Genomic DNA, 23422 nt, shown 5'->3' on the forward strand with positions numbered 1-23422 from the left:
CAGCCGGCCGAGGTTCCCCGAAAAGGACCACCCCTCAAGACCTGCTAGCGGGACATGCGAATGCAACTCACTGACAAAGTAATCATTATCACTGGCGGTTGCCAAGGTCTGGGCCGCTCCATGGCCGAGTATTTCGCCGCCAAGGGCGCACGACTGGCCCTGGTGGATCTGAACCAGGAAAAACTCGACCAGGCCGTGGCGGCCTGCAAGGCCCTCGGCGTCGAGGCCCGCGCCTATCTGTGCAATGTGGCCAATGAAGAACAAGTGAGCCATATGGTGGCCCAGGTCGCCGAAGACTTCGGCGCCATCCACGGTCTGATCAACAACGCCGGAATCCTGCGCGACGGCCTGCTGCTCAAGGTCAAGGACGGCGAGATGACCAAGATGAGCCTGGCCCAATGGCAGGCGGTGATCGACGTCAACCTGACCGGGGTGTTCCTCTGCACTCGGGAAGTGGCGGCGAAAATGGTGGAGTTGAACAACAGCGGCGCGATCATCAACATTTCCTCGATCTCTCGCGCCGGCAATGTCGGCCAGACCAACTACTCGGCAGCCAAGGCCGGCGTGGCGGCAGCCACCGTGACCTGGGCCAAGGAACTGGCGCGCTACGGAATTCGCGTGGCCGGGATTGCCCCCGGCTTTATCGAGACAGAAATGACCCTGGGCATAAAACCCGAAGCCCTGGAGAAGATGACCTCAGGCATTCCGCTCAAGCGCATGGGCAAGCCGGAAGAGATCGCCCACTCGGCGGCCTATATCTTCGAGAACGACTATTACACCGGACGCATCCTGGAGATGGACGGCGGCCTGCGCATCTGAGCCTGTAATCGCAACTGTAGAAGCCGGCTTGCCGGCGAAGGCGTCCATGAGATCGCGTTCGCCGGCTGGGCCTGTTTCGGACTTCAGTCGTCGCTGATGGTGATGTTGGGCATCGCCGGAGCGGCGGCTTCCTGCAATACGATGCGTGCTCCGACATGCCGGGCCAGTTCCTGATAGACCATGGCGATCTGGCTTTCAGGCTCGGCGATCACCGTCGGCTTGCCGCCGTCGGCCTGCTCGCGGATCAGCATCGACAGCGGCAGCGAAGCCAGCAACTCGACGTCGTATTGGCTGGCCAGCTTCTCGCCGCCGCCTTCGCCGAACAAATGCTCGGCATGGCCGCAGTTGGAGCAGATGTGCACCGCCATGTTTTCCACCACGCCCAGCACCGGGATGTTGACCTTGCGGAACATCTCCACGCCCTTGCGCGCATCCAGCAGCGCCAGGTCTTGCGGTGTGGTCACGATCACTGCGCCGGCCACCGGGACTTTCTGCGCCAGGGTCAGTTGGATATCGCCAGTGCCCGGCGGCATGTCGATCACCAGATAGTCGAGGTTGCCCCAGTCGGTCTGGGTCACCAGTTGCAGCAAGGCGCCGGAGACCATCGGGCCACGCCAGACCATCGGCGTGTTGTCGTCGGTGAGGAAGGCCATGGACATGACCTCGACCCCGTGGGACTCGATGGGTACGAACCACTTCTGGTCCTTGATCTTCGGCCGGGTGCCTTCGGCAATGCCGAACATGATGCCCTGGCTCGGACCATAGATATCGGCGTCGAGAATCCCCACCTTGGCGCCTTCACGAGCCAGGGCCAGGGCCAGGTTGGCCGCGGTGGTGGACTTGCCCACGCCGCCCTTGCCGGACGCCACCGCCACCACGTTCTTGACGTTGGCCAGGCCCGGGATCTGCGCCTGGGCCTTGTGCGCGGCGATCACGCTGGTGATCTCGACCTTGGCCGAAGCGACACCGTCCAGGCCTTCGATGGCCAGTTGCAGCATCTGCGCCCAGCCACTCTTGAACAGACCGGCGGCATAACCCAGTTCCATCTGGACCAGGACCTTATCGCCCTGGACATCAATGGCCCGCACGCAGCCGGCGCTGACCGGGTCCTGGTTCAGGTAAGGGTCGGTGTATTGGCGAAGAACGGCTTCCACCGCTGCGCGATTGACGGCGCTCATGGGCAACTCCGATAACAAGACAGGAAAATCAGCCGGCTATCCTACGCCGCCGACTCCTTCGTGGCGAGAAAGCTTGCTGTGCACAATGTGCCCGGAAGGGTGAAAAATCCGCGCTGGCGCTTTATAGTGGCCGACCTCCGTTTCATCAAGTAGCCGAGCCCCATGTCCGAGCCACGCAAGATCCTCGTCACCAGCGCCCTGCCCTATGCCAATGGTTCCATCCACCTTGGCCACATGCTTGAGTACATCCAGACCGACATGTGGGTGCGCTTCCAGAAGCATCGCGGCAACCAATGCATCTATGTCTGCGCCGACGACGCACACGGCTCGGCCATCATGTTGCGTGCGGAGAAGGAAGGCATCACCCCGGAACAACTGATCGCCAATGTCCAGGCTGAACACAGCGCCGACTTTGCCGAGTTCCTGGTGGACTTCGACAACTTCCACTCGACCCACGCCGAAGAAAACCGTGAGCTGTCGAGCCAGATCTACCTCAAGCTGCGAGACGCCGGGCACATCGCCACGCGTTCCATCACTCAGTATTTCGACCCGGAAAAGAAAATGTTCCTGGCCGACCGCTTCATCAAGGGCACCTGCCCGAAGTGCGGCACTGAGGACCAGTACGGCGACAACTGCGAAAAATGCGGCGCCACCTATGCCCCGACCGATCTGAAAGATCCAAAATCGGCGATCTCCGGCGCCACCCCGGTGCTCAAGGATTCCCAGCATTTCTTCTTCAAGCTGCCGGACTTCCAGCAGATGCTGCAGACCTGGACCCGCAGCGGCACCCTGCAGGACGCCGTCGCCAACAAGATCGCCGAGTGGCTGGATGCCGGCCTGCAGCAGTGGGACATCTCCCGCGATGCGCCGTACTTCGGCTTCGAGATCCCGGACGAGCCGGGCAAGTACTTCTATGTCTGGCTGGACGCGCCAATCGGCTACATGGCCAGTTTCAAGAACCTCTGCGCCCGTCGTCCGGAACTGGACTTCGACGCGTTCTGGGGCAAGGACTCCACCGCCGAGCTGTACCACTTCATCGGCAAGGACATCGTCAACTTCCACGCGCTGTTCTGGCCCGCCATGCTCGAAGGCGCCGGCTACCGCAAACCGACCGGCATCAACGTCCACGGCTACCTGACCGTCAACGGCCAGAAAATGTCCAAGTCCCGTGGCACCTTCATCAAGGCTCGCACCTATCTGGAGCACCTGTCGCCGGAATACCTGCGCTACTACTACGCCTCCAAGCTGGGCCGCGGCGTCGACGACCTGGACCTGAACCTCGAAGACTTCGTGCAGAAGGTCAACTCCGACCTGGTGGGCAAGGTGGTGAACATCGCCAGCCGTTGCGCCGGCTTCATCCACAAAGGCAACGCCGGGCTGATGGTCGACAGCAATGCCGCCCCCGAGCTGACCGAGGCCTTCCTGGCCGCGGCGCCAAGCATCGCCGACGCCTATGAAGCCCGTGATTTTGCCCGCGCCATGCGCGAGATCATGGGGCTGGCGGACCGCGCCAACGCCTGGATCGCCGACAAGGCCCCATGGTCGCTGAACAAGCAGGAAGGCAAGCAGGCTGAAGTCCAGGCCATCTGCGCCACCGGTATCAACCTGTTCCGCCAACTGGTGATTTTCCTCAAACCGGTGCTGCCGCTGCTGGCCGCCGATGCCGAGGCCTTCCTGAACGTTCCGGCACTGACCTGGAACGATCACCAGCACCTGCTGGCCAATCATCAACTCAACGAATTCAAGCCGCTGATGACGCGGATCGACCCGGTAAAAGTCCAAGCCATGACCGACGCCTCGAAAGAAGACCTGGCCGCCAGCCAGACCGACACCGGCACAGCCACGCCAGCGGGCAACGGCGAACTGGTCAAGGACCCACTGTCACCGGAAATCGACTTCGACGCCTTCGCCGCCATCGACCTGCGCGTCGCCTTGATCGTCAAGGCCGAAGCCGTGGAAGGTGCCGACAAGCTACTGCGCCTGACCCTGGATATCGGTGACGAGCAGCGCAACGTGTTCTCCGGGATCAAGAGCGCCTACCCGGACCCGTCCAAGCTCGATGGTCGCCTGACCATGATGATCGCCAACCTCAAGCCGCGGAAAATGAAGTTCGGCATCTCCGAGGGCATGGTGATGGCCGCCGGCCCTGGCGGTGAAGAGATCTACCTGCTGAGCCCGGACAGCGGCGCCAAGCCCGGCCAGCGGATCAAGTAAGGCTGCAGGCTGGACCCCGTCCCCCCCTTGCGCCCCGCGCAACGGGGGGATTTGCATATCTGGCGGGCCCTGCGCCCGCGCCGGAGTTTGCCTACTCTTGAGGGACAGCCTGCCCGTACCGGCCCAACCATGACCCACTTCCTGTTCGCCCTTGTCAGCACCGCCCTGATCAACAACTTCGTGTTGCAGTGGCCGCTGGGCGTCGATCCGCTGCTGCACGCCCCAGCCGATAGCACCCGGCAGCGGATCCACGCGCTGGGCCTGGCAACCACGGTCTTGATGCTGATCAGCTGCGTGCTCGGCCACGTCCTTTATCGTGGCGCGCTGCTGCCTTTGGGACTGGAGTCCTTGCAGTTGTTTCTCTGGCTGCCTCTGAGCGTGCTGCTGATCAAGCCAGTGTTGCAGCTGCTGTCCCGGGCCTTGCCCAGAGTTTCGTTCGACGGCCTTTGGCCGTTGCTGCTGGGCAATGCCGGCGCGCTCGGCCTGCTGCTGATCGCCACAGGGGAAAACCTCGGGCTCGCGACGCTCAGCGCCATGAGCCTGGGAGCCGGACTGGGCTTCTGGCTGGTACTGAGCCTGTTCAACGATCTGCGCCAGCGTATCTCCAACAACGATATTCCCCTGCCCTGGCGCGGCCTGCCGATCGACCTGATCAGCGCCGGCCTGCTGGCAGTGGCGTTTTTCGGCTTCAACGGACTGATCAAAACATGAGTCTGATTCAACGCATCGACGCCCTCCTGCCCCAGACCCAGTGCGGCAAATGCGGCCATCCCGGATGCAAACCCTACGCCCAGGGCATCGCCAACGGCGAGGCCATCAACAAGTGCCCACCCGGCGGTGAGGAAACCATTGCCGGCCTGGCGCAACTGCTGCAGCTACCGGTGCTGGAGCTCGATCGCAGCCGCGGCGAGGCTCCGGCCCAGATCGCCTATATTCGCGAAGCCGAATGCATCGGCTGCACCAAATGCATCCAGGCCTGTCCCGTGGACGCCATCGTCGGCGCGGCCAAATTGATGCACACCGTGCTTGTGGACGAATGCACCGGCTGCGACCTGTGCGTAGCGCCCTGTCCGGTGGACTGCATTGATATGCTGCCGCTGCCTGAGGCCAAGGTGGTGCCGATCGTCGGCGGCCTGGCCACCAGCCCCGAGCAGCTACAAGCCCGCAGCAGCAAGCGCGAACAGGCGCGAAGACGCTTCGAACAACGCAACGAACGCTTGCAACGGGAAGAGGCCCGGCGCCTGGCCGAACGCCAGGCCCGCGCACAACGAGCCGCGCAAACCACTGACGACAACCAGAACCCGGTGCAGGCCGCCATCGAGCGGGTCCGTGCACAGAAGGCCGCTGCGGCCGATGCAGCGCTGAAAAAAGCCAAGATCGAGCTGGCCATGAGCCGGGCCCAGCTGCACAAGTCCCTCAAGGCTTTCGGCCATCCACCGACCTTTGAGCAGCAAATGCAATTGATCGTCCTGCAGCGTCAGTTCGAAACCGCCGAGCAGGCCTTGGCCCAGCTGGAGTCCCAAGCGCCACCTGCTCCGACGCCGGTGGCCAAGGATGCTGAGCTCAAGCGAGCGAAGATCCAGTTGGCGACGCGCCGCGCCGAACTGAAGAAAGCTCAGGCGGCTGAAGCGTCCAGTGCTGAACTGGAAACCCTGAACGCAGCCCTGGCGGCGGCCGAACAGGCCCTGCATGCCGCCGAGGACGCCTGTGCGAAACCGGCGCCGACACTGACTCGTATCGAAAAACGCCCGATCGATCCACAACTGCGGCAACTGAAAACCGAGCTGGCCTACGCCCGCGCCGACCTGAACAAACTACAGCGCCAGCCCGACACCCGCGCAGAACAGCTGGCCCAGGCTCAGGCACGCTTGCACGAGGCCGAGCGCCAGGTGAAGGCCCATGCTGATTGCTGACGGCGTCGACCAGCGCCTGCGCCAGGCCATGCAGCGAGTGCTGCTGGCCACGTTGCCGGGACTGTTGGTGCTGCTGTGGCTGTACGGATGGGGCGTGCTGCTCAATCTGCTGCTGACCGTCAGCGGCGCCCTGGTCGCGGAAGCCCTGGTCCTGTACGTCAGACGACGCCCGCTGCCGCCCAACCTCGGTGACGGCAGCGCCTTGGTCAGCGCCACGCTGCTGGCCCTGGCCTTGCCACCTTATTGCCCTTGGTGGCTGCCGCTGAGCGCAGCTGCCGCGGCCATTCTCCTGGGCAAGCAGGTTTACGGTGGTGTCGGCCAAAATCCGTTCAATCCGGCCATGCTCGGCTACGCCCTGGCCTTGCTGTGTTTTCCCCAGTCGATGACCCATTGGCCGGCGCACCACGCCATGGACCTGCTCGGTGGCCTGCAACAGGTATTCGGTGTCGCGGACGGCCTGCATCCGGATGCCTGGGTCCAAGCTACCGCGCTGGACAGCCTGCGGATCAACAAAAGCCTGACCCTCGACGAACTCTTTGCCAGCAACCCCGCCTTCGGTCACTTCGGCGGCCGTGGTGCCGAATGGATCAGCCTGGGATTTCTCGCCGGAGGACTGTTTCTGCTGCAGCAGCGGGTCATCAGTTGGCAGGCGCCCGTGGGCATGCTGGGCAGCCTCTTTGTCATCAGCCTGCTGTGCTGGAACGGCTCGGGCTCCGACTCCCATGGTTCGCCGCTGTTTCACCTGCTCAGCGGCGCCAGCATGCTGGGCGCATTCTTTATCGTCACTGAACCGGTGTCCGGCCCCAAGGCAGCAAAAGCCAGGCTGCTGTTCGGCGCCGGCGTCGGTCTGCTGACCTACCTGATCCGCACCTGGGGCGGCTACCCCGACGGCGTTGCCTTCGCCGTACTACTGATGAATCTGGCGGTGCCGGGGCTGGAGCGCCTGTGCTCCTCGGAACAGGAGAAGACTTGAGCATGACGAGAACTCGCGGTCTGCTCCTGCTGGTACTGCTCGGCGTTCTCGGCGTGGGCGCCACCCTGTGGCTGCAATACGCTGGCGCACCGCGCATCGCCGCCGAGCAACGGGCATTGCAGGCCCGCAAGTTACTCGACCTGCTGCCCACGACAAGCTACGACAACCAGCCACTGGACCGGCCACTGCCCTTGAGTGATGTGCAACTGGACAACAGCCGCTTGCTGAATGGTTACCTGGCCACCCGCGAGGGTCTGCCCAGCGCTGTGCTGTTGCGCAGTCGAGTGAACGGTTACGCCGGCCCCATCGAGCTGCTGATCGCCATCGACAGCCATGGCCGCCTGCTGGGGAGCAAGACGCTCAGGCAGGATGAGACCCCAGGCCTGGGAGGCCGCATCGCCGAGCAGCCCAACGCCTGGCTGCAGGGGTTTTCCGGCAAATCCCGCACGTCCCCGGACGATGCTGCCTGGGCCCTGAAAAAGGACAATGGCCAGTTCGATCAGATCGCGGGCGCCACCATCACCTCCCGTGCGGTGATCAGCGCCCTGCACGATGCCCTGCGCTACTTCGATGAGCATCGCCAGCAACTGCTTCCGGGAGCCGCTCATGAGTAAGCCACTGTCATTGCCGGGCCTGCTGATGCTGACGCCGTTGATCGGGGCCACGGATGCCTGGGTCAAAGCGCTGGGCCTGGCGCTGGCATCCACTCTGCTGATCGGGGCCTTTGGGGCCGGTATGGGCCTGCTGCGGCCACACTTGCAAAGCCGTCAGCAGTGGCTGGCCAGCCTGTTGCTCGCCGCCACTCTCGGCAGTTGGCTATGGCTGGCGGTGCAAGCCTGGAGTTATGAGCTGCACCAGCAGTTGAGCCTGTACCTGGGCCTGCTGCCCCTGCAATGCGTGATATTGGAGCAGGCGGGCTTCTTCCAGCACCGCGACCGGCTGCGCCTGGCTGCCGGTTTCTGTGGCGCGCTGGTGCTGGTGGGCGCACTGCGCGAATTGCTGGGCACCGGCGCCCTGGGCAGCCATCTGGGCTGGTTGGCCGGCCTGCCCGGTGATGGCGCTGCCTGGGTGTTGCTGCCCCAAGGCGGATTGCGCCTGCTGACTCTGGCCCCTGGGGGTTTTATCCTGCTTGGCCTGCTGCTGGCGGCAAAGCAGGCCTGGACCGCCTCTTCGTCCTTCAATCGACCGCCTTCGAGGAAATGAACCACCCATGAATGCCGCCAAACGCCTGGAAATATTTCGCCGACTTCACGAAGACAATCCCGAACCGAAAACCGAACTGGCCTACTCCTCGCCATTCGAGTTGCTGATCGCGGTCATTCTTTCGGCGCAATCGACCGACGTCGGGGTCAACAAGGCGACCGCCAAACTCTTTCCCGTGGCCAATACACCAGCGGCTATCCATGCCCTGGGGGTCGAGGGACTGTCCGAATACATCAAGACCATCGGCCTGTACAACAGCAAGGCCAAGAACGTCATCGAGACCTGCCGCCTGCTGGTGGAACGCCACAACAGCGAAGTGCCACAAACCCGGGAAGAGCTGGAAGCCTTGCCCGGCGTCGGCCGCAAGACCGCCAACGTAGTCCTCAACACCGCCTTCCGGCAATTGACCATGGCCGTGGACACCCACATCTTCCGGGTCAGCAACCGCACCGGGCTGGCCCCGGGCAAGAATGTGGTGGAAGTGGAAAAGAAACTGATGAAGTTTGTGCCCAGGGAGTTTCTGCTGGACTCCCATCACTGGCTGATCCTTCACGGTCGCTACGTCTGCCTGGCACGCAAGCCACGTTGCGGGAGCTGTCGAATCGAAGACCTGTGCGAATACAAGCAAAAGACTTCTGACGATTGAGGAAGCATTGATTTTGCTGATGAGTCGATTGAAAAAATCTTTTTTACCCGCCAGGAGAATATCGATATAAGGAGCGCCAATGGCAGTCTTAGCCTGGAGTTGACCTTATGAGCACTGGCAAAGAACAACTGGACGTAGAAGAAGACTTCATCGCGGCAGAGACAGACGATGCTGAACCGGTGGTCGAGGTGGCGAAAACCAATCTGAGCAAACGCAGAACCATCGACAATCTTCTGGAAGAACGACGCCTGCAGAAACAACTGGCCGATTACGACTTTGACCTCTAGTCACAAAAGAGCCTCCAGATGGAGGTTTTTTTGTGCCTCTCTCGCTCCGAAACTCGACCGGTCAGCCCCTCGGCATGACCGGCCCGTTCCGAACTAGCCGGTTGCTCCACTCAAGGTTGTCGCTTCAGTAACCAACACTCATACCAACTGATGGCGCTGGGCAAACTCGATCAGGTCAACCAATGAACGAGCATTGAGCTTGGCCAACAACCGCCGCTTGTAAGTGCTGACGGTCTTGTTGCTCAGGCACAAGCCCTCAGCGATTTCCTTGTTACTCATGCCATTGGTGAGCTGCTTCAATACGATCAACTCACGCCCTGAAAGAAGTTCGATCATTTCTTCCTCGCTGCTGACGCCCTGACTGGAACGAAAGGTGTGCAACGCCTCGTTGGGAAAGTAGCTGTAACCCGCCAGCACCGCCCGCACCGCACTGATCAGTTCGGTAATGTCCTGCTGCTTGCACACATAGCCGGCAGCACCGGCCTGCATGCAACGCATGGAAAAGGGTCCAGGAACTTGCAGAGTCAACACTAGTATCTTGATCGGCATACCTCTGGACATCAGGCGGGTTATAACTTCAAGTCCATCAAGTTGTGGGATACCAATATCCAGAATCAAAATATCGGGAACATATTCAAGAGCCAACTTCAAAGCGTCCGTGCCATTATCTGCTTCTGCTACTACTTCAAAACCATGGCGTTCCATCAACATGCGCACAGCCAAGCGGATAACAGGATGATCATCCACGATCAATACTCTTTTCATAGGTCCATCCAAGTCCTGAGAGTTTTTTAGAGCCCGCACAATACCCCAGAGAATTGACTCTGACACCGTGCTACCTGGGGCTACGACCCTACGAGGACGATCCTTACAAACAATACCGATTTGCCTTACAAAATAATTTAGATAAAGGTCACTTAACTGGAAAAGCGCTTAGGATTAATCGCTAGACCAGCTACTTTTCGTACTAAAAACCACATCATCAGGCATCACTTTCAGCGGTAGTGATTAACAAACTGCAATCAAGAAAGCCGCCCCATTCAATCAACTGGCCTGTTCAGCTTCTGGCCGAAAGCACTATTAATCAGGGGCAAAAAAAAGCCCCGCTTATCGCGGGGCTCTTTTAACAACTCAAGGTATCAGACCAGGGTCCGTCCCTTGTTTGCAGCGATGCGCATGCGCAGGGCGTTGAGCTTGATGAAGCCTGCTGCGTCCGCCTGGTTGTAAGCACCGCCGTCTTCTTCGAAGGTGGCGATGTTGGCGTCAAACAGCGACTCATCGGACTTGCGACCGGTAACGATCACGTTGCCCTTGTACAGTTTCAGGCGCACTACACCGTTCACGTGGGCTTGGGAGGCGTCGATCATCTGTTGCAGCATCAGACGCTCCGGGCTCCACCAGTAGCCGGTGTAGATCAGGCTGGCGTACTTGGGCATCAGCTCGTCTTTGAGGTGGGCCACTTCACGGTCCAGGGTGATGGACTCGATGGCGCGGTGAGCGCGCAGCATGATGGTGCCACCAGGCGTCTCGTAGCAGCCACGGGACTTCATGCCCACGTAACGGTTCTCGACGATGTCCAGACGACCGATGCCGTGTTCACCACCGATGCGGTTCAGGGTCGCCAGCACGGTAGCCGGAGTCATTTCCACGCCGTCGATGGCGACGATGTCGCCGTTGCGGTAGGTCAGCTCCAGGTATTGCGGGGTGTCAGGAGCCTTCTCCGGGGAGACGGTCCAGCGCCACATGTCTTCTTCGTGCTCGGTCCAGGTGTCTTCCAGAACGCCGCCTTCATAGGAGATATGCAGCAGGTTGGCGTCCATCGAGTACGGCGACTTCTTCTTGCCGTGACGCTCGATCGGAATACCGTGCTTCTCGGCGTAGTCCATCAGCTTCTCGCGGGACAGCAGGTCCCACTCGCGCCAAGGGGCGATCACTTTGACCCCAGGCTTGAGAGCATAGGCGCCCAGCTCGAAACGCACCTGATCGTTGCCCTTGCCGGTGGCGCCATGGGAAATGGCATCGGCGCCAGTCTCATTGGCGATTTCGATCAAACGCTTGGCGATCAACGGACGAGCGATGGAAGTACCCAGCAGGTACTCGCCTTCGTAGACGGTGTTGGCGCGGAACATCGGGAAAACGAAATCACGCACGAACTCTTCGCGCAGATCGTCGATGTAGATCTCTTTGACGCCCATGGCTTGCGCCTTGGCGCGGGCCGGCTCGACCTCTTCGCCTTGGCCCAGGTCAGCAGTGAAAGTCACTACTTCACAGTTGTAAGTATCCTGCAGCCACTTGAGGATCACCGAAGTGTCCAGGCCGCCCGAATACGCCAGAACGACCTTGTTTACGTCCGCCATGCCATCACTCCACGGGGTTGTACGGAAAGCCGTCGAGTCTACCGATCCACGAGGATAATTTACAGAGGCGCGACAGCTTATGACGACCAAGCGACAGATTATGTCGAGCGCGCGACGACGACAGCCGTATCAGGAAGTCGCTGCTGCGCTCGAACCAGAGGCGGCCTGAGGCGCCGGAGCCGGTTTTTCGGTGGGGGCAACCCGCTCCAGATGCACATTGACCCGGCGGTTCTTCGCTCGATTGGCTGCATTAGTGTTGGGAGCCAGGGGATAACGCTCGCCATGGAAGCGCACAACAATCTGGTTTTCCGCCAAACCGTTGGCCTTGAAGAACTCCATCACTGCCAGGGCGCGGCGTCGGGACAGGTCGCGGTTGGTCAAGCGGTTACCGCTGTTATCAGAGTGGCCGTCCAGTTCGACGTGATTGACCGTCGGATCGGCCTTGATGAAGTCCACCATCACCTGCAACTTCGCCTTGGCGCGAGCATCGAGTTCGATACCGCCACCCGGGAAACCGATCTCGCCCTGTTTCACCTGTTCGTAGTTCATCGGCAGCAGTTTGGTCATGCAGCTTTGATAGTCGCTGTAGGCCTTGCTGAATTTCACCGGTAGCAAGCGCACCTCGGAAACCCCGCCCTCGCGGGAAAAATGCCGGACCACCGGACTGCGTCCCTCCAGCAAGCCGATGATCAGGCGACCGGCCTGCATCTGGTTGCTGTTGTACAGCACCCCATCCGTACCGGCCTTGACCGCTCCGAGGTTGATGTCGCCACGCCCCGGCTGCCAGGGCGCAGCGGCTGCAAGCAGAGTCGCCGAGCCACCCGCCTGCATCGGGTTGAAACTCTTGAGGCGAAAGATCGCCTGCTCGCCGGCGCGGCGAACGAATTCGCCGGAACCGAAATCGGTGACGGGCTGGATCAAGCGGCACTCGAATTTGTCGCCTTCGACCGTCCACTCAATGCTCTCCAGACGGGTCTGGAAAGTGAGAGCCATCGCGGGCAGGCTGGCAAACACACTGAGCAAGGCTAGATAACGCTGGCGCACGGGAGGCTCCACTGACGTGTACAACAGAAAAATCGACAGGCGTTAATACGCCATACCTTCGGGATATCGGTTGCTCGTCGCAAAACTTGATAGCGAGTGCCTGGAAGAGTCTTTTCCGGTAGCATTCCCCCGAGTTTTACCCGCCTGGAACCTCCAATGTCCGACCGCCTGACCCTGCTGCGTCCCGACGACTGGCATATTCATCTTCGCGATGGTGCCGTGTTGCCCAATACAGTCGCAGATGTCGCGCGCACCTTTGGCCGCGCCATCATCATGCCCAACCTGGTACCTCCGGTGCGCAACGCCGCGGAAGCCGACGCCTATCGCCAGCGTATTCTAGCTGCGCGCCCGGCCGGCAGCCGCTTCGAGCCGCTGATGGTGCTCTACCTGACCGACCGCACCCAGCCGGACGAAATCCGCGCAGCCAAGGCCTGCGGTTTCGTGCACGCCGCCAAGCTGTACCCGGCCGGCGCGACCACCAACTCGGACTCGGGCGTGACCAGCATCGACAAGATCTTCCCGGTGCTCGAAGCGATGGCCGAAGTTGGCCTGCCTCTGCTGATCCACGGTGAAGTGACCCGTGGCGACGTCGACGTCTTCGACCGGGAAAAAATCTTCATCGACGAGCATATGCGTCGCGTGGTCGAGCGCTTCCCCAGCCTGAAAGTGGTGTTCGAACACATCACCACCGGTGAAGCCGTGCAGTTCGTCAAGGAGGCTTCGGCCAACGTTGGCGCAACCATCACCGCGCACCACCTGCTGTACAACCGCAACCACATGCTGGTGGGCGGTATTCGCCCGCACTTCTATTGCCTGCCGATTCTCAAGCGCAACACCCACCAGGAAGCCCTGCTGGATGCGGCCACCAGCGGCAGCGAGAAGTTCTTCCTCGGCACCGACTCGGCGCCTCATGCCCAGCACGCCAAGGAAGCCGCTTGCGGTTGCGCCGGTTGCTACAGCGCCTATGCCGCGATTGAGCTGTATGCCGAGGCGTTCGAACAGCGCAATGCCCTGGATAAACTGGAAGCCTTTGCCAGCCTCAACGGCCCGCGCTTCTACGGCCTGCCGGCCAACACCGATCGCATCACCCTGGTTCGTGAAGAATGGACCGCCCCCGCCAGCCTGCCGTTTGGTGAGCTGACTGTCATTCCGCTGCGCGCCGGTGAAAAACTGCGCTGGCGCCTGCTGGAGGATCACTCGTGAGTGACGACCATTTCGACGACGAACAAGAAGGTAACGGCGGCGGCCCTCGGCACCCGATGGCGGCGCGCTTTCGTGGTTACCTGCCAGTAGTCGTCGACGTTGAAACCGGCGGTTTCAACTCGGCCACCGACGCCCTGCTAGAGATTGCCGCCACCACTATCGGCATGGATGAAAAAGGCTTCGTGTTCCCGGAACACACCTATTTCTTCCGGGTTGAGCCTTTTGAAGGCGCGAACATCGAAGCCGCTGCCCTGGAGTTCACCGGGATCAAGCTCGACCACCCGCTGCGCATGGCCGTCAGCGAAGAAACTGCCCTGACCGATATTTTCCGTGGGGTGCGCAAGGCACTGAAGGCCAATGGCTGCAAACGCGCCATTCTGGTAGGCCACAACAGCAGCTTCGATCTGGGCTTCCTGAATGCCGCCGTAGCTCGCCTGGATATGAAGCGCAATCCGTTCCATCCGTTCTCCAGCTTCGACACCGCCACCCTGGCTGGCCTGGCGTACGGCCAGACCGTACTGGCAAAGGCCTGCCAGAGCGCGGACATCGACTTCGACGGTCGTGAGGCCCACTCGGCTCGCTACGACACAGAGAAGACTGCCGAGTTGTTCTGTGGCATCGTCAACCGCTGGAAACAAATGGGCGGCTGGCAGGATTTCGACGACTGATTAATTCTTCGTCGGGTGAATTGCTCCCATAAAAAAACCGGCCCTGAGGCCGGTTTTTTTATGCGTGACGCCAGGCTTACAGCTTGCCAGCGTTCTCGCTCAGGTAAGCGGCAACGCCTTCTGGCGAAGCGGTCATGCCTTTGTCGCCTTTTTTCCAGTTGGCAGGGCAGACTTCGCCGTGCTCTTCGTGGAATTGCAGAGCATCGACCAGACGGATCAGCTCTTCCATGTTACGGCCCAGTGGCAGGTCGTTGACGATCTGCGAACGAACAACGCCTTTATCGTCGATCAGGAACGCGCCACGGAAAGCCACGCCGCCTTCGGACTCAACGTCGTAGGCCTTGGCGATGTCGTGCTTCATGTCAGCCGCCATGATGTATTGAACCTGACCAATGCCGCCGGCATTGATCGGGGTGTTGCGCCAGGCGTTGTGAGTGAAGTGCGAATCGATCGAAACAGCGATCACTTCCACGTTACGAGCCTTGAAGTCAGCCATGCGGTGGTCCAGGGCGATCAGCTCGGACGGGCAAACGAAGGTGAAGTCCAGTGGATAGAAGAACACCAGGCCGTATTTGCCTTTGATGGCCGAGGACAGGGTGAAACTGTCGACGATTTCGCCATTGCCGAGAACGGCCGGTACGGTGAAGTCAGGGGCTTGTTTGCCTACGAGTACGCTCATTGGATATCTCCTGGTGTGGACGTAGTAATGAAGAAGGGGATTGGCCTTGAGTCTGCCACGCGGATGCGACAGCTCCGTGACCTGACCCCGCTTCGCAAGGACCGACCATCATACACCGCGTCTTTGAGCTGTCCTTAACGGTTTTTCGTCGCCCTGGCTCACAAAGCGGAAAATGCGAATCATCTGTCTCTATCGTGAACAAAACCGTTCGTCACCCAGGTAGGAAACTGCAACAAAGGCGACCGAAACCACTTTGACAATCATTCTCGTTAACATTAAGATCCATCGCAATTGAGCCCTAACCAGCGACGGTTCTCATCCTATGTATGTCTGCCTCTGCACCGGTGTCACCGACGGACAAATTCGCGAAGCCATCTATGAAGGTTGCTGCAGCTACCGCGAAGTGCGTCAGGCAACCGGCGTCGCCAGCCAGTGCGGTAAATGCGCATGCCTGGCCAAGCAAGTGGTCCGCGAGACACTGACCGAACTGCAGAGCAGCCAGGCGGCAATTCCCTATCCAGTGGAATTTAATGTCGCTTGAATTTTCGAATAAATCGCACTGTTTTAAACAACCGGACCTAGCGTCCGGTTTTTTTATGCCTGTAATTCAATCGCTTAGGGTCAAAACGCGGAACACAAACATTCTTATTCCGATTAATTTTCATATATTATTCAATAACTTAGGTTTGACAGTAATGTTTGCGCGGCTCAGACTCTGCCCTTATTCCACTAATTAAAGGGCAGGACCCCATCATGAAAGGCGACATTACAGTCATCCAGCATCTCAATAAAATCCTTGCCAATGAACTGGTCGCGATCAATCAGTACTTCCTGCATGCACGCATGTATGAAGATTGGGGCCTGAACAAGCTGGGCAAGCACGAGTACCACGAGTCCATCGATGAGATGAAGCATGCGGACAAGCTGATCAAGCGCATCCTCTTCCTCGAAGGCCTGCCGAACGTTCAGGACCTGGGCAAGCTGCACATTGGCGAACACACCAAGGAAATGCTCGAGTGCGACCTGCGTATCGAGCGCACCGGTCATGCGGACCTCAAGGCAGCCATCGCCCATTGTGAATCGGTGAGCGACTTCGGCAGCCGTGAACTGCTGGAAGATATTCTTGAATCCGAAGAAGAACATATCGACTGGCTGGAAACCCAATTGGGCCTGATCGATAAAGTCGGTATCGAGAACTATCTGCAATCGCAAATGGGTGACGAGTAACTTAACTCGTAATACTCAAACAATAAAAAGCCCCGCCCTCGAAAGAGAGGCGGGGCTTTTTATTACGCGGATATATTCGCGTCAGGCTTCAGTCTTGGCTGCGGCTTTTTCGGCTGCGTCCTTGATCAGAGTCTGCAATTCACCGTTGGCAAACATCTCAGCCATGATGTCGCTACCGCCGACCAGCTCACCCGCCACCCACAGCTGTGGGAAGGTTGGCCAGTTGGCGTACTTGGGCAGGTTGGCGCGAATTTCCGGGTTCTGCAGGATGTCCACATAAGCGAACTTCTCACCACAGCCCATTACGGCCTGAGCGGCTTTCGCGGAGAAGCCACACTGTGGGGCATTCGGCGAGCCTTTCATGTAAAGCAGAATGGTGTTGTTGGCAATCTGCTCTTTAATAGTTTCGATGATATCCATGGAACACCTCGGCTGAACTTTCCGACGCTGTTGTCGGCACGGTGGCGCATTGTAACGGAATCCTGAGCGCCCTGCTCGGCCTCTCCGACAGACATCTCAGGCGGCTTCCACCTTGACCGGCACCCCGTTCAACGCTGCATTCCCAGACAACGCATCGAGCTGACGCTCATCGGTCAGGTCATTGGCGCTGCAACCCGGCTGCTCCATGGCAATGTTCATCTGCACCCCTGGGCGCCCATGCCCCCAGCCATGGGGCAAGCTCACCACCCCCGGCATCATTTCACTGCTGGCCAGCACCTCTACCTCCACCGCACCGACCCGAGAACTGATTCGCACTCGTTGGCCGTCATTCAGCCCGCGGCTGGCGAGGTCGTCCGGGTGCATCAGCAATTGGTGACGGGGCTTGCCCTTCACCAGGCGATGATAGTTATGCATCCACGAGTTGTTGCTGCGCACATGGCGACGACCAATCAGCAGCAATTCATCCAGCGGCGGCACGCTCAAGGCGGCAAACCGCGCCAGATCCGCCAGGATCGCTGCTGGCGCCGCCTGGATCTTCCGATTCTCGGTTTTCAAGCGTGCCGCCAGATTCGGCTGCAGCGCCCCCAGATCAATACCGTGGGGATACTGGTCCAGCGTTGCCAACGACAGTTTGAGCGGCGAGGCGTCGCCGTAGGCACCGGCTCGCAACCCCATGTCGATCATTTGCGCAGGGGAAATGGTCGGATTCAGCGGCTGTTCGGTTTTCGCGGCAAACGCCTTGGCCAGGCCGACAAAGATCTCCCAGTCGTGCAGCGCGCCCGCAGGCTTGGGCAGGATCGCGCGGTTGAAGCGACTGACATTGCGCACCGCAAACAGATTGAAGGTGGTGTCGTAGTGATCGTTCTCCAAAGCTGAGGTGGACGGCAGGATCAGGTCGGCATATCGGGTCGTTTCATTGATGTACAAGTCGATGCTGAGCATGAACTCCAACCCATCGAGGGCCTGCTCCAACTGCCGGCCATTGGGCGTGGACAGCACCGGGTTGCCGGCCACGGTGATCAATGCCCGAACCTGCCCCTCGCCCTCAGTGAGCATCTCTTCGGCCAAGGCAGACACAGGCAGCTCGCCGCCATACTCCGGAAGCCCGGAAACCCGACTCTGCCAGACGTTGAAATGCCCCCCCGAAGTTGCCGCCACCAGATCCACCGCCGGCTCCGTACACAGGGCCCCGCCTACCCGGTCAAGGTTGCCGGTGACCAGGTTGATCAGTTGCAGCAACCAATGGCACAACGTACCGAAGGCTTGGGTCGAAACCCCCATGCGCCCATAGCAGACCGCTCGATCCGCCGAGGCGAACTCCCGGGCCAACTGCCGAATCTGCGGTGCCGGAATCGCACACAGCGGGCTCATGGTTTCCGCGGTGAAGCGGGAAATCGCCTGGCGCACCTCTGCCAATCCATCGACCTGCAGATGACTGCCGCGAATCGGCCCTTCCTCAAAAATCGTGTTCAGCAGGCCAAACAGCAAGGCCACATCGCCTCCAGGACGAACGAACAGGTGCTGATCGGCTATAGCCGCCGTTTCACTGCGCCGAGGATCGACCACCACCACCTTGCCACCACGAGCCTGGATTGCCTTCAAGCGCTTTTCCACGTCCGGCACCGTCATGATGCTGCCGTTGGACGCCAAGGGGTTGCCGCCGAGGATCAGCATGAAGTCGGTGTGATCGATGTCCGGAATCGGCAGCAGCAGACCGTGGCCATACATCAGGTAGCTGGTCAGGTGCTGGGGCAACTGGTCGACCGACGTCGCCGAGAAGCGGTTACGGGTCTTGAGCTGGCCAAGGAAGTAATTGCTGTGGGTCATCAGCCCGTAGTTGTGAACGCTGGGGTTGCCCTGATAGGTCGCCACCGCATTATTGCCATGGCGCTGCTGAATGCTCGCCAACCTTTCGGCTACCAGGGCGAAGGCCTCGTCCCACTCGATCGGCTGCCATTCATTGCCCACGCGCCGCACCGGCTGACGCAGGCGATCGGGGTCACTCTGAATATCCTGCAAGGCCACGGCCTTGGGGCAGATATGGCCGCGGCTGAAGCTGTCGTGAGCATCCCCCTTGATCGAGGTGATGCGCGGGCCACGGCCCTCTTCCTCAGTGATTTCCAGGGTCAGGCCGCAGATCGCTTCGCACAGGTGGCAGGCACGGTGATGCAGAGTCTTGGTCATGGCCAGTCTCTATTGTTTGAAGGCGACCCGTAGGGGCCGCTGGAAGCAAAAACTATGGCGGCTGACCGTTGCCGACGCCAGCGACGTTCGCCCCATGAATTCAGGGCCATCAGCCCCGGCCATGATCAGTGCAGTCAGTTCGATGGCAAGCGCGGCGGGCCATCCATTGAGACTTGCGCCGTAGAATCTATGGGCCCCTGCTCGGCATAGACTCCCGACAGCTCAGCCAGCAATCGCCAATGCTCATCCAGCCCGGTGCTGAGGGTCATCATCCGATCGACCATCTTGCGCGCGGCAGCACGGGTCACTGGATCCTCGCTACGCAGCAATTCGAAAGAAAACGCAGTCATTGAGGCAGTCATGTCAGTGAGCGCCCGGGCCGTGAGCCCCAACAGCGTCATCAGTTGTTGCTCCTTGGACTCCATCGCACACCTATCCCTGCCGCAGATTCGCCTTTATAACCTCAGCACTTTGCATTAGGAAATGTTTCAGGTTGGCGCCCCTCAAAATGCCCAGGATAGCGATCTCGGCCCACAGGTCAGAAAACGACTGCAAGCGTACAGCCGGCGCCCCGCTGCATTGCCAAGGCGCGTCGGGGCAGTGTACAAATGCCCGGCTGCTGTCTGGAAACTGGTCTCAAAAGCGTCAGCGCAATCGCGTCCTGACCTCTCATGCCCGTAATCGCCGTAGCACTATTGGTAAGACGCGACATTTAATTATAAGATCGCGCCTTCCCCTATTTCGTCGCCCCGTGCGGCTTTCGCCGCAGGTCCAGCCCGTTGTTCGATTAAACAAGGCTTTGAGAATCTGCGGTCCGTTGCAAAAAGGTAGTTAATGATGAGCGCAAGGCACTTTCTCTCCCTGATGGATTGCACGCCCGAAGAGCTGGTCAGTGTGATTCGTCGTGGCATCGAGCTGAAGGACCTGCGTAACCGCGGCGTACTCTTCGAGCCCTTGAAAAATCGTGTGCTCGGCATGATTTTCGAGAAGTCGTCGACCCGTACCCGACTGTCTTTCGAAGCCGGCATGATCCAACTGGGCGGCCAGGCCATCTTCCTTTCGCCACGGGATACCCAACTGGGACGCGGCGAGCCCATCGGCGACTGCGCCATCGTCATGTCGCGCATGCTCGATGCGGTGATGATCCGAACCTTTGCCCACAGCACCCTGACCGAATTTGCGGCCAATTCCCGGGTACCGGTGATCAACGGCCTGTCCGATGACCTGCACCCTTGCCAGCTGCTGGCGGACATGCAGACCTTCCTCGAACATCGCGGCTCGATCCAGGGCAAGACCGTGGCCTGGATCGGCGATGGCAACAACATGTGCAACAGCTATATAGAAGCGGCCATGCAGTTCGATTTCCAACTGCGCATCGCTTGCCCTGAGGGCTACGAGCCGAACCCGGAATTTGTCGCCCTGGCCGGCGATCGCGTGACCATCGTCCGCGATCCTCGCGAAGCGGTGACGGGCGCCCACCTGGTGAGCACCGACGTCTGGACCTCCATGGGTCAGGAAGAGGAAACCGCCAAGCGCCTCAAGCTGTTCGCACCATTCCAGGTGAACCGCGCCCTGCTCGACCTGGCAGCGCCGGACGTATTGTTCATGCATTGCCTGCCCGCCCACCGTGGCGAGGAAATCAGCCTCGACCTGCTGGACGACCCACGCTCGGTAGCTTGGGACCAGGCGGAAAACCGTCTCCATGCACAAAAGGCCCTGCTCGAGTTTCTCGTCGAGCCGGCGTACCACCACGCATGAGCCAGCCATTACTGCTGAACCTGCGCAATCTGGCATGCGGCTATCAGGACCAACGGGTGGTGCAAAACCTCAATCTGCACCTCAATGCCGGTGACATCGGCTGCCTGCTGGGCTCATCCGGCTGCGGCAAGACCACCACCCTGCGGGCCATCGCCGGATTCGAGCCCGTACACGAGGGCGAGATCCAGTTGGCCGGCGAAACCATCTCCAGCGCCGGCTTCACCCTGGCGCCGGAGAAACGTCGGATCGGCATGGTGTTCCAGGATTACGCCCTGTTCCCACATCTGTGTGTGGCGGACAACATTGCCTTCGGCATCCGCAAGCACCCGCAGAAAGACCGGGTGGTCGCTGAATTGCTGGAACTGGTCAACCTGAAGAACCTTGGCCAGCGCTTCCCCCACGAACTGTCTGGCGGCCAACAGCAGCGAGTAGCCCTGGCCCGCGCCCTGGCGCCGGAACCACAATTGCTGTTGCTGGACGAGCCGTTCTCCAATCTCGACGGTGAACTGCGCCGCAAGCTCAGCCATGAAGTGCGCGACATCCTCAAGGCTCGGGGTACCAGTGCGATCCTGGTCACCCACGACCAGGAAGAAGCCTTTGCCGTGAGTGATCAGGTCGGGGTGTTCAAGGAAGGTCGCCTGGAACAGTGGGATACGCCCTACAACCTCTATCACGAACCGCAGACGCCCTTTGTCGCCAGCTTCATTGGCCAGGGCTACTTCATTCGTGGCCAGTTGAGCAGCCCGGAATCGGTGCAGACCGAACTGGGTGTGCTGCAGGGCAACCGAGCCTACACCTGGCCGGCAGGTGGGGCGGTGGACGTACTGCTGCGCCCCGACGATATCGTCTATGCACCGGACAGCGCCCTGAAAGCGCGGATCGTCGGCAAGACCTTCCTCGGCGCCTCGACCCTGTATCGCCTGCAACTGCCGACCGGCAGCCAGCTGGAATCGATCTTCCCCAGCCATGCCGATCATCAGGTTGGAGCGGATGTGGGCATTCGGGTCGCCGCAGAACATCTGGTGCTGTTTCAGGCTTCGGGCAGCACCGCGGCGCAGATTCCGCACAGCGATTCAGGAGTGCGCCGCTACAGCAGCGCACATTGAGCCGCCTTCGCCGGCAAGCCAGCCCCTACAACAGCGCACTGTAGGAGCCGGCTTGCCGGCAAAAAAACCCACCGCCGTCATTCCAGATACAACTGCCCACTGGCAATCAACCGCGCATGGCCACCGATCTTCACCCGCTCCCCCTCCAACCGACAGAACAACGCTCCACCTCGCGCCGAACACTGATAAGCGCTCAACTGCTGCTTAGCCAATTGCCCTGCCCAATAAGGCGTCAGGCAGCAATGGGTCGAACCGGTCACCGGGTCCTCGTCGATGCCAATGGCCGGAGCAAAATACCGCGAGACAAAGTCATGCCGGTCTCCACGCGCAGTAACAATCACTCCGGGCCAGGGCAGCTTCGCCAGCGCCGCCATATCCGGCCGACAATCACGCACCGCCTGCTCCGACTCCAGCACCGCCAACAGCTCATTGGCGCCCTGCAACTCGACGACTGGGGCGCCCAGAATCCGCGCCACCTTCTCCAGCCCTGCCTGGCTGCGGGGGCTGCGCAAAGGAAAATCAAGCCATAGCAGCCCGTCTTCAGAGGTGACGCTCAAGGGCCCGGAACGGCTCTGAAAATCGATGCGCTGCGTCGGCTCGCCGTAGACCTCGAACAACACATAAGCACTGGCCAGGGTGGCGTGCCCGCACAGTGGCACTTCAGTGGTCGGAGTAAACCAGCGGATTCGCCAGCCTTGCGCCTCACGCACCACAAAAGCGGTTTCCGCCAGGTTGTGCTCGGCGGCGATCTGCTGCATCAGCGCATCGTCAAGCCATGCATCAAGCCGGTAAACCATGGCCGGATTGCCGGTGAAGGGGCGGTCACTGAAGGCATCGATCTGCTGGAACTCAAGCGGCATAACCGTTCTCCTTGGATAGTCGGCCGCCAGCATGAGCTTCGGAACAAGGAACCCGACAGACACAGAAGGGAAGATTTTCCGGCATACAGCAGCAGCCCGGGCCGCTGCCGACGCCCGGGCTCAAGGGCGACCGATGTCGGCGAACTTCGCCTGGGTATGCTCGGCCAGCACGGCCGCGGCCAGCTCCACCTCCAGGCCACGACGACCGGCACTGACGAAAATACTGGCGAAAGGCTGGGCACTGGTGTCGATAAAGGTCCGCAGTCGCTTCTTCTGCCCCAGCGGACTGATGCCCCCCAGCAGATAACCGGTGGCACGCTGGGCAGCGGCCGGGTCGGCCATTTCGGCTTTCTTGACCCCGGCTGCCTGGGCCAGGGCCTTCAGGTCAAGACTTCCGACGACCGGCACCACCGCCACCAGCAATTCGCCCTTTTCACTGCTGGCCAGCAGGGTCTTGAACACTTGCGCCGGATCGAGATTGAGCTTCTCCGCCGCCTCCAGGCCGTAGGACGCAGCCTTGGGGTCATGTTCGTAACTGTGGATGCGATGTTCGGCGCGAACTTTTTTCAGCAGGTCCAGTGCAGGGGTCATGGCAGCTCCAAGTGGGGACAAAAAGGCAAAACCGAGCGGGCGAATTTTAGGCCATTCATCAGCAAAAGGCT

25 protein-coding genes are annotated in these 23422 nt (G+C 60.4%); 15 read left to right on the plus strand and 10 right to left on the minus strand.

The window, feature by feature from the left end; genetic code table 11:
• Positions 1–60: 60 nt before the first annotated feature.
• A complete protein-coding gene (locus ACSSVC_RS28710) occupies positions 61–819 on the plus strand; it encodes an SDR family oxidoreductase (protein ID WP_492611761.1) in 759 nt (252 codons plus the stop codon).
• Positions 820–902: 83 nt separating this feature from the next.
• Here the strand turns inward: ACSSVC_RS28710 and apbC are convergent, their stop codons facing one another.
• On the minus strand, positions 903–1997 hold the full coding sequence (gene apbC / locus ACSSVC_RS28715; protein ID WP_346632501.1) for an iron-sulfur cluster carrier protein ApbC: 1095 nt from the start codon (positions 1995–1997) through the stop codon (positions 903–905).
• Positions 1998–2159: 162 nt separating this feature from the next.
• On the opposite strand from apbC, the gene metG reads away from it, so the two are divergent.
• The 8 genes from metG to ACSSVC_RS28755 all read left to right on the plus strand — a co-directional run bounded on the left by metG (position 2160) and on the right by ACSSVC_RS28755 (position 9233).
• Positions 2160–4211, plus strand: a complete 2052-nt coding sequence (metG, locus tag ACSSVC_RS28720) for a methionine--tRNA ligase (protein WP_492611762.1) — start codon at positions 2160–2162, stop codon at positions 4209–4211.
• Positions 4212–4340: 129 nt separating this feature from the next.
• Positions 4341–4922, plus strand: coding sequence for an Rnf-Nqr domain containing protein (locus ACSSVC_RS28725; protein ID WP_404937559.1), 582 nt, complete (start codon positions 4341–4343; stop codon positions 4920–4922).
• Positions 4919–6124 carry an electron transport complex subunit RsxB gene (gene rsxB, locus ACSSVC_RS28730; protein ID WP_492611763.1) on the plus strand — a complete coding sequence of 402 codons (1206 nt, stop codon included), beginning with the start codon at positions 4919–4921 and terminating at the stop codon, positions 6122–6124. Before ACSSVC_RS28725 ends, rsxB begins: the two co-directional genes overlap by 4 nt.
• On the plus strand, positions 6111–7097 hold the full coding sequence (locus ACSSVC_RS28735) for an RnfABCDGE type electron transport complex subunit D (RefSeq protein ID WP_346632505.1): 987 nt from the start codon (positions 6111–6113) through the stop codon (positions 7095–7097). The genes rsxB and ACSSVC_RS28735 overlap by 14 nt, the downstream gene beginning before the upstream one ends.
• Before the next feature lie 2 nt (positions 7098–7099).
• Positions 7100–7711: an RnfABCDGE type electron transport complex subunit G gene (locus ACSSVC_RS28740; RefSeq protein ID WP_492611764.1), complete on the plus strand. Its 612-nt coding sequence runs from the start codon at positions 7100–7102 to the stop codon at positions 7709–7711.
• The gene (locus ACSSVC_RS28745; protein WP_492611765.1) at positions 7704–8300 is read left to right on the plus strand and encodes an Rnf-Nqr domain containing protein; all 597 of its coding nucleotides are present in this window, start codon (positions 7704–7706) and stop codon (positions 8298–8300) included. Before ACSSVC_RS28740 ends, ACSSVC_RS28745 begins: the two co-directional genes overlap by 8 nt.
• Before the next feature lie 7 nt (positions 8301–8307).
• Positions 8308–8946 carry an endonuclease III gene (nth, locus tag ACSSVC_RS28750; protein ID WP_346632508.1) on the plus strand — a complete coding sequence of 213 codons (639 nt, stop codon included), beginning with the start codon at positions 8308–8310 and terminating at the stop codon, positions 8944–8946.
• Between the two features lie 107 nt (positions 8947–9053).
• Positions 9054–9233: a PA3496 family putative envelope integrity protein gene (locus tag ACSSVC_RS28755; protein WP_346632509.1), complete on the plus strand. Its 180-nt coding sequence runs from the start codon at positions 9054–9056 to the stop codon at positions 9231–9233.
• A gap of 138 nt (positions 9234–9371) precedes the next feature.
• On the opposite strand, the gene ACSSVC_RS28760 is transcribed toward ACSSVC_RS28755, so the two are convergent.
• The 3 genes from ACSSVC_RS28760 to ACSSVC_RS28770 form a co-directional block, all read right to left on the minus strand.
• Positions 9372–9998: a response regulator gene (locus tag ACSSVC_RS28760; protein WP_346632510.1), complete on the minus strand. Its 627-nt coding sequence runs from the start codon at positions 9996–9998 to the stop codon at positions 9372–9374.
• A gap of 374 nt (positions 9999–10372) precedes the next feature.
• Entirely contained in the window at positions 10373–11590 is a 1218-nt protein-coding gene (locus ACSSVC_RS28765; protein WP_102880745.1) for an argininosuccinate synthase, read from the minus strand.
• A 129-nt stretch (positions 11591–11719) separates the two neighbouring features.
• The gene (locus tag ACSSVC_RS28770) at positions 11720–12634 is read right to left on the minus strand and encodes a flagellar protein MotY (protein ID WP_346632511.1); all 915 of its coding nucleotides are present in this window, start codon (positions 12632–12634) and stop codon (positions 11720–11722) included.
• 156 nt (positions 12635–12790) lie between these two features.
• On the opposite strand from ACSSVC_RS28770, the gene pyrC reads away from it, so the two are divergent.
• Together pyrC and rnt are read left to right on the plus strand one after the other, a co-directional pair.
• Complete coding sequence (pyrC, locus tag ACSSVC_RS28775) at positions 12791–13837, plus strand: dihydroorotase (protein ID WP_346632512.1); 1047 nt, start codon at positions 12791–12793, stop codon at positions 13835–13837.
• Complete coding sequence (rnt, locus tag ACSSVC_RS28780; RefSeq protein ID WP_102860482.1) at positions 13834–14505, plus strand: ribonuclease T; 672 nt, start codon at positions 13834–13836, stop codon at positions 14503–14505. Before pyrC ends, rnt begins: the two co-directional genes overlap by 4 nt.
• 76 nt (positions 14506–14581) lie before the next feature.
• On the opposite strand, the gene ACSSVC_RS28785 is transcribed toward rnt, so the two are convergent.
• Positions 14582–15184 carry a peroxiredoxin gene (locus ACSSVC_RS28785; RefSeq protein WP_007922432.1) on the minus strand — a complete coding sequence of 201 codons (603 nt, stop codon included), beginning with the start codon at positions 15182–15184 and terminating at the stop codon, positions 14582–14584.
• 322 nt (positions 15185–15506) lie between these two features.
• On the opposite strand from ACSSVC_RS28785, the gene ACSSVC_RS28790 reads away from it, so the two are divergent.
• Both ACSSVC_RS28790 and bfr read left to right on the plus strand, forming a co-directional pair.
• Positions 15507–15725: a bacterioferritin-associated ferredoxin gene (locus tag ACSSVC_RS28790; RefSeq protein WP_011063112.1), complete on the plus strand. Its 219-nt coding sequence runs from the start codon at positions 15507–15509 to the stop codon at positions 15723–15725.
• 212 nt (positions 15726–15937) lie between these two features.
• The gene (gene bfr, locus ACSSVC_RS28795) at positions 15938–16411 is read left to right on the plus strand and encodes a bacterioferritin (RefSeq protein ID WP_025129649.1); all 474 of its coding nucleotides are present in this window, start codon (positions 15938–15940) and stop codon (positions 16409–16411) included.
• 81 nt (positions 16412–16492) lie between these two features.
• On the opposite strand, the gene grxD is transcribed toward bfr, so the two are convergent.
• The 3 genes from grxD to plzR all read right to left on the minus strand — a co-directional run bounded on the left by grxD (position 16493) and on the right by plzR (position 19461).
• Positions 16493–16831: a Grx4 family monothiol glutaredoxin gene (gene grxD / locus ACSSVC_RS28800; protein WP_075121425.1), complete on the minus strand. Its 339-nt coding sequence runs from the start codon at positions 16829–16831 to the stop codon at positions 16493–16495.
• Positions 16832–16927: 96 nt separating this feature from the next.
• Positions 16928–19036, minus strand: a complete 2109-nt coding sequence (locus tag ACSSVC_RS28805; protein WP_492611766.1) for a molybdopterin oxidoreductase family protein — start codon at positions 19034–19036, stop codon at positions 16928–16930.
• 134 nt (positions 19037–19170) lie between these two features.
• A complete protein-coding gene (plzR, locus tag ACSSVC_RS28810) occupies positions 19171–19461 on the minus strand; it encodes a PlzR type 4 pili assembly inhibitor (protein WP_404937563.1) in 291 nt (96 codons plus the stop codon).
• A gap of 412 nt (positions 19462–19873) precedes the next feature.
• Here plzR and argF point away from each other — a divergent pair, with 412 nt between their 5' ends.
• Both argF and ACSSVC_RS28820 read left to right on the plus strand, forming a co-directional pair.
• Positions 19874–20794 (plus strand): ornithine carbamoyltransferase, encoded by a 921-nt coding sequence (gene argF, locus ACSSVC_RS28815; RefSeq protein ID WP_123394062.1) that lies wholly within the window; start codon positions 19874–19876, stop codon positions 20792–20794.
• Entirely contained in the window at positions 20791–21900 is a 1110-nt protein-coding gene (locus tag ACSSVC_RS28820; RefSeq protein WP_123726047.1) for an ABC transporter ATP-binding protein, read from the plus strand. Before argF ends, ACSSVC_RS28820 begins: the two co-directional genes overlap by 4 nt.
• A 77-nt stretch (positions 21901–21977) precedes the next feature.
• On the opposite strand, the gene ACSSVC_RS28825 is transcribed toward ACSSVC_RS28820, so the two are convergent.
• Both ACSSVC_RS28825 and ybaK read right to left on the minus strand, forming a co-directional pair.
• Positions 21978–22760, minus strand: coding sequence for a PhzF family phenazine biosynthesis protein (locus ACSSVC_RS28825; RefSeq protein ID WP_446439174.1), 783 nt, complete (start codon positions 22758–22760; stop codon positions 21978–21980).
• Between the two features lie 120 nt (positions 22761–22880).
• Entirely contained in the window at positions 22881–23351 is a 471-nt protein-coding gene (ybaK, locus tag ACSSVC_RS28830) for a Cys-tRNA(Pro) deacylase (protein WP_346632516.1), read from the minus strand.
• Between the last annotated feature and the right edge of the window lie 71 nt (positions 23352–23422).

This window comes from Pseudomonas sp. E1BtOHC1 (assembly GCF_058744285.1).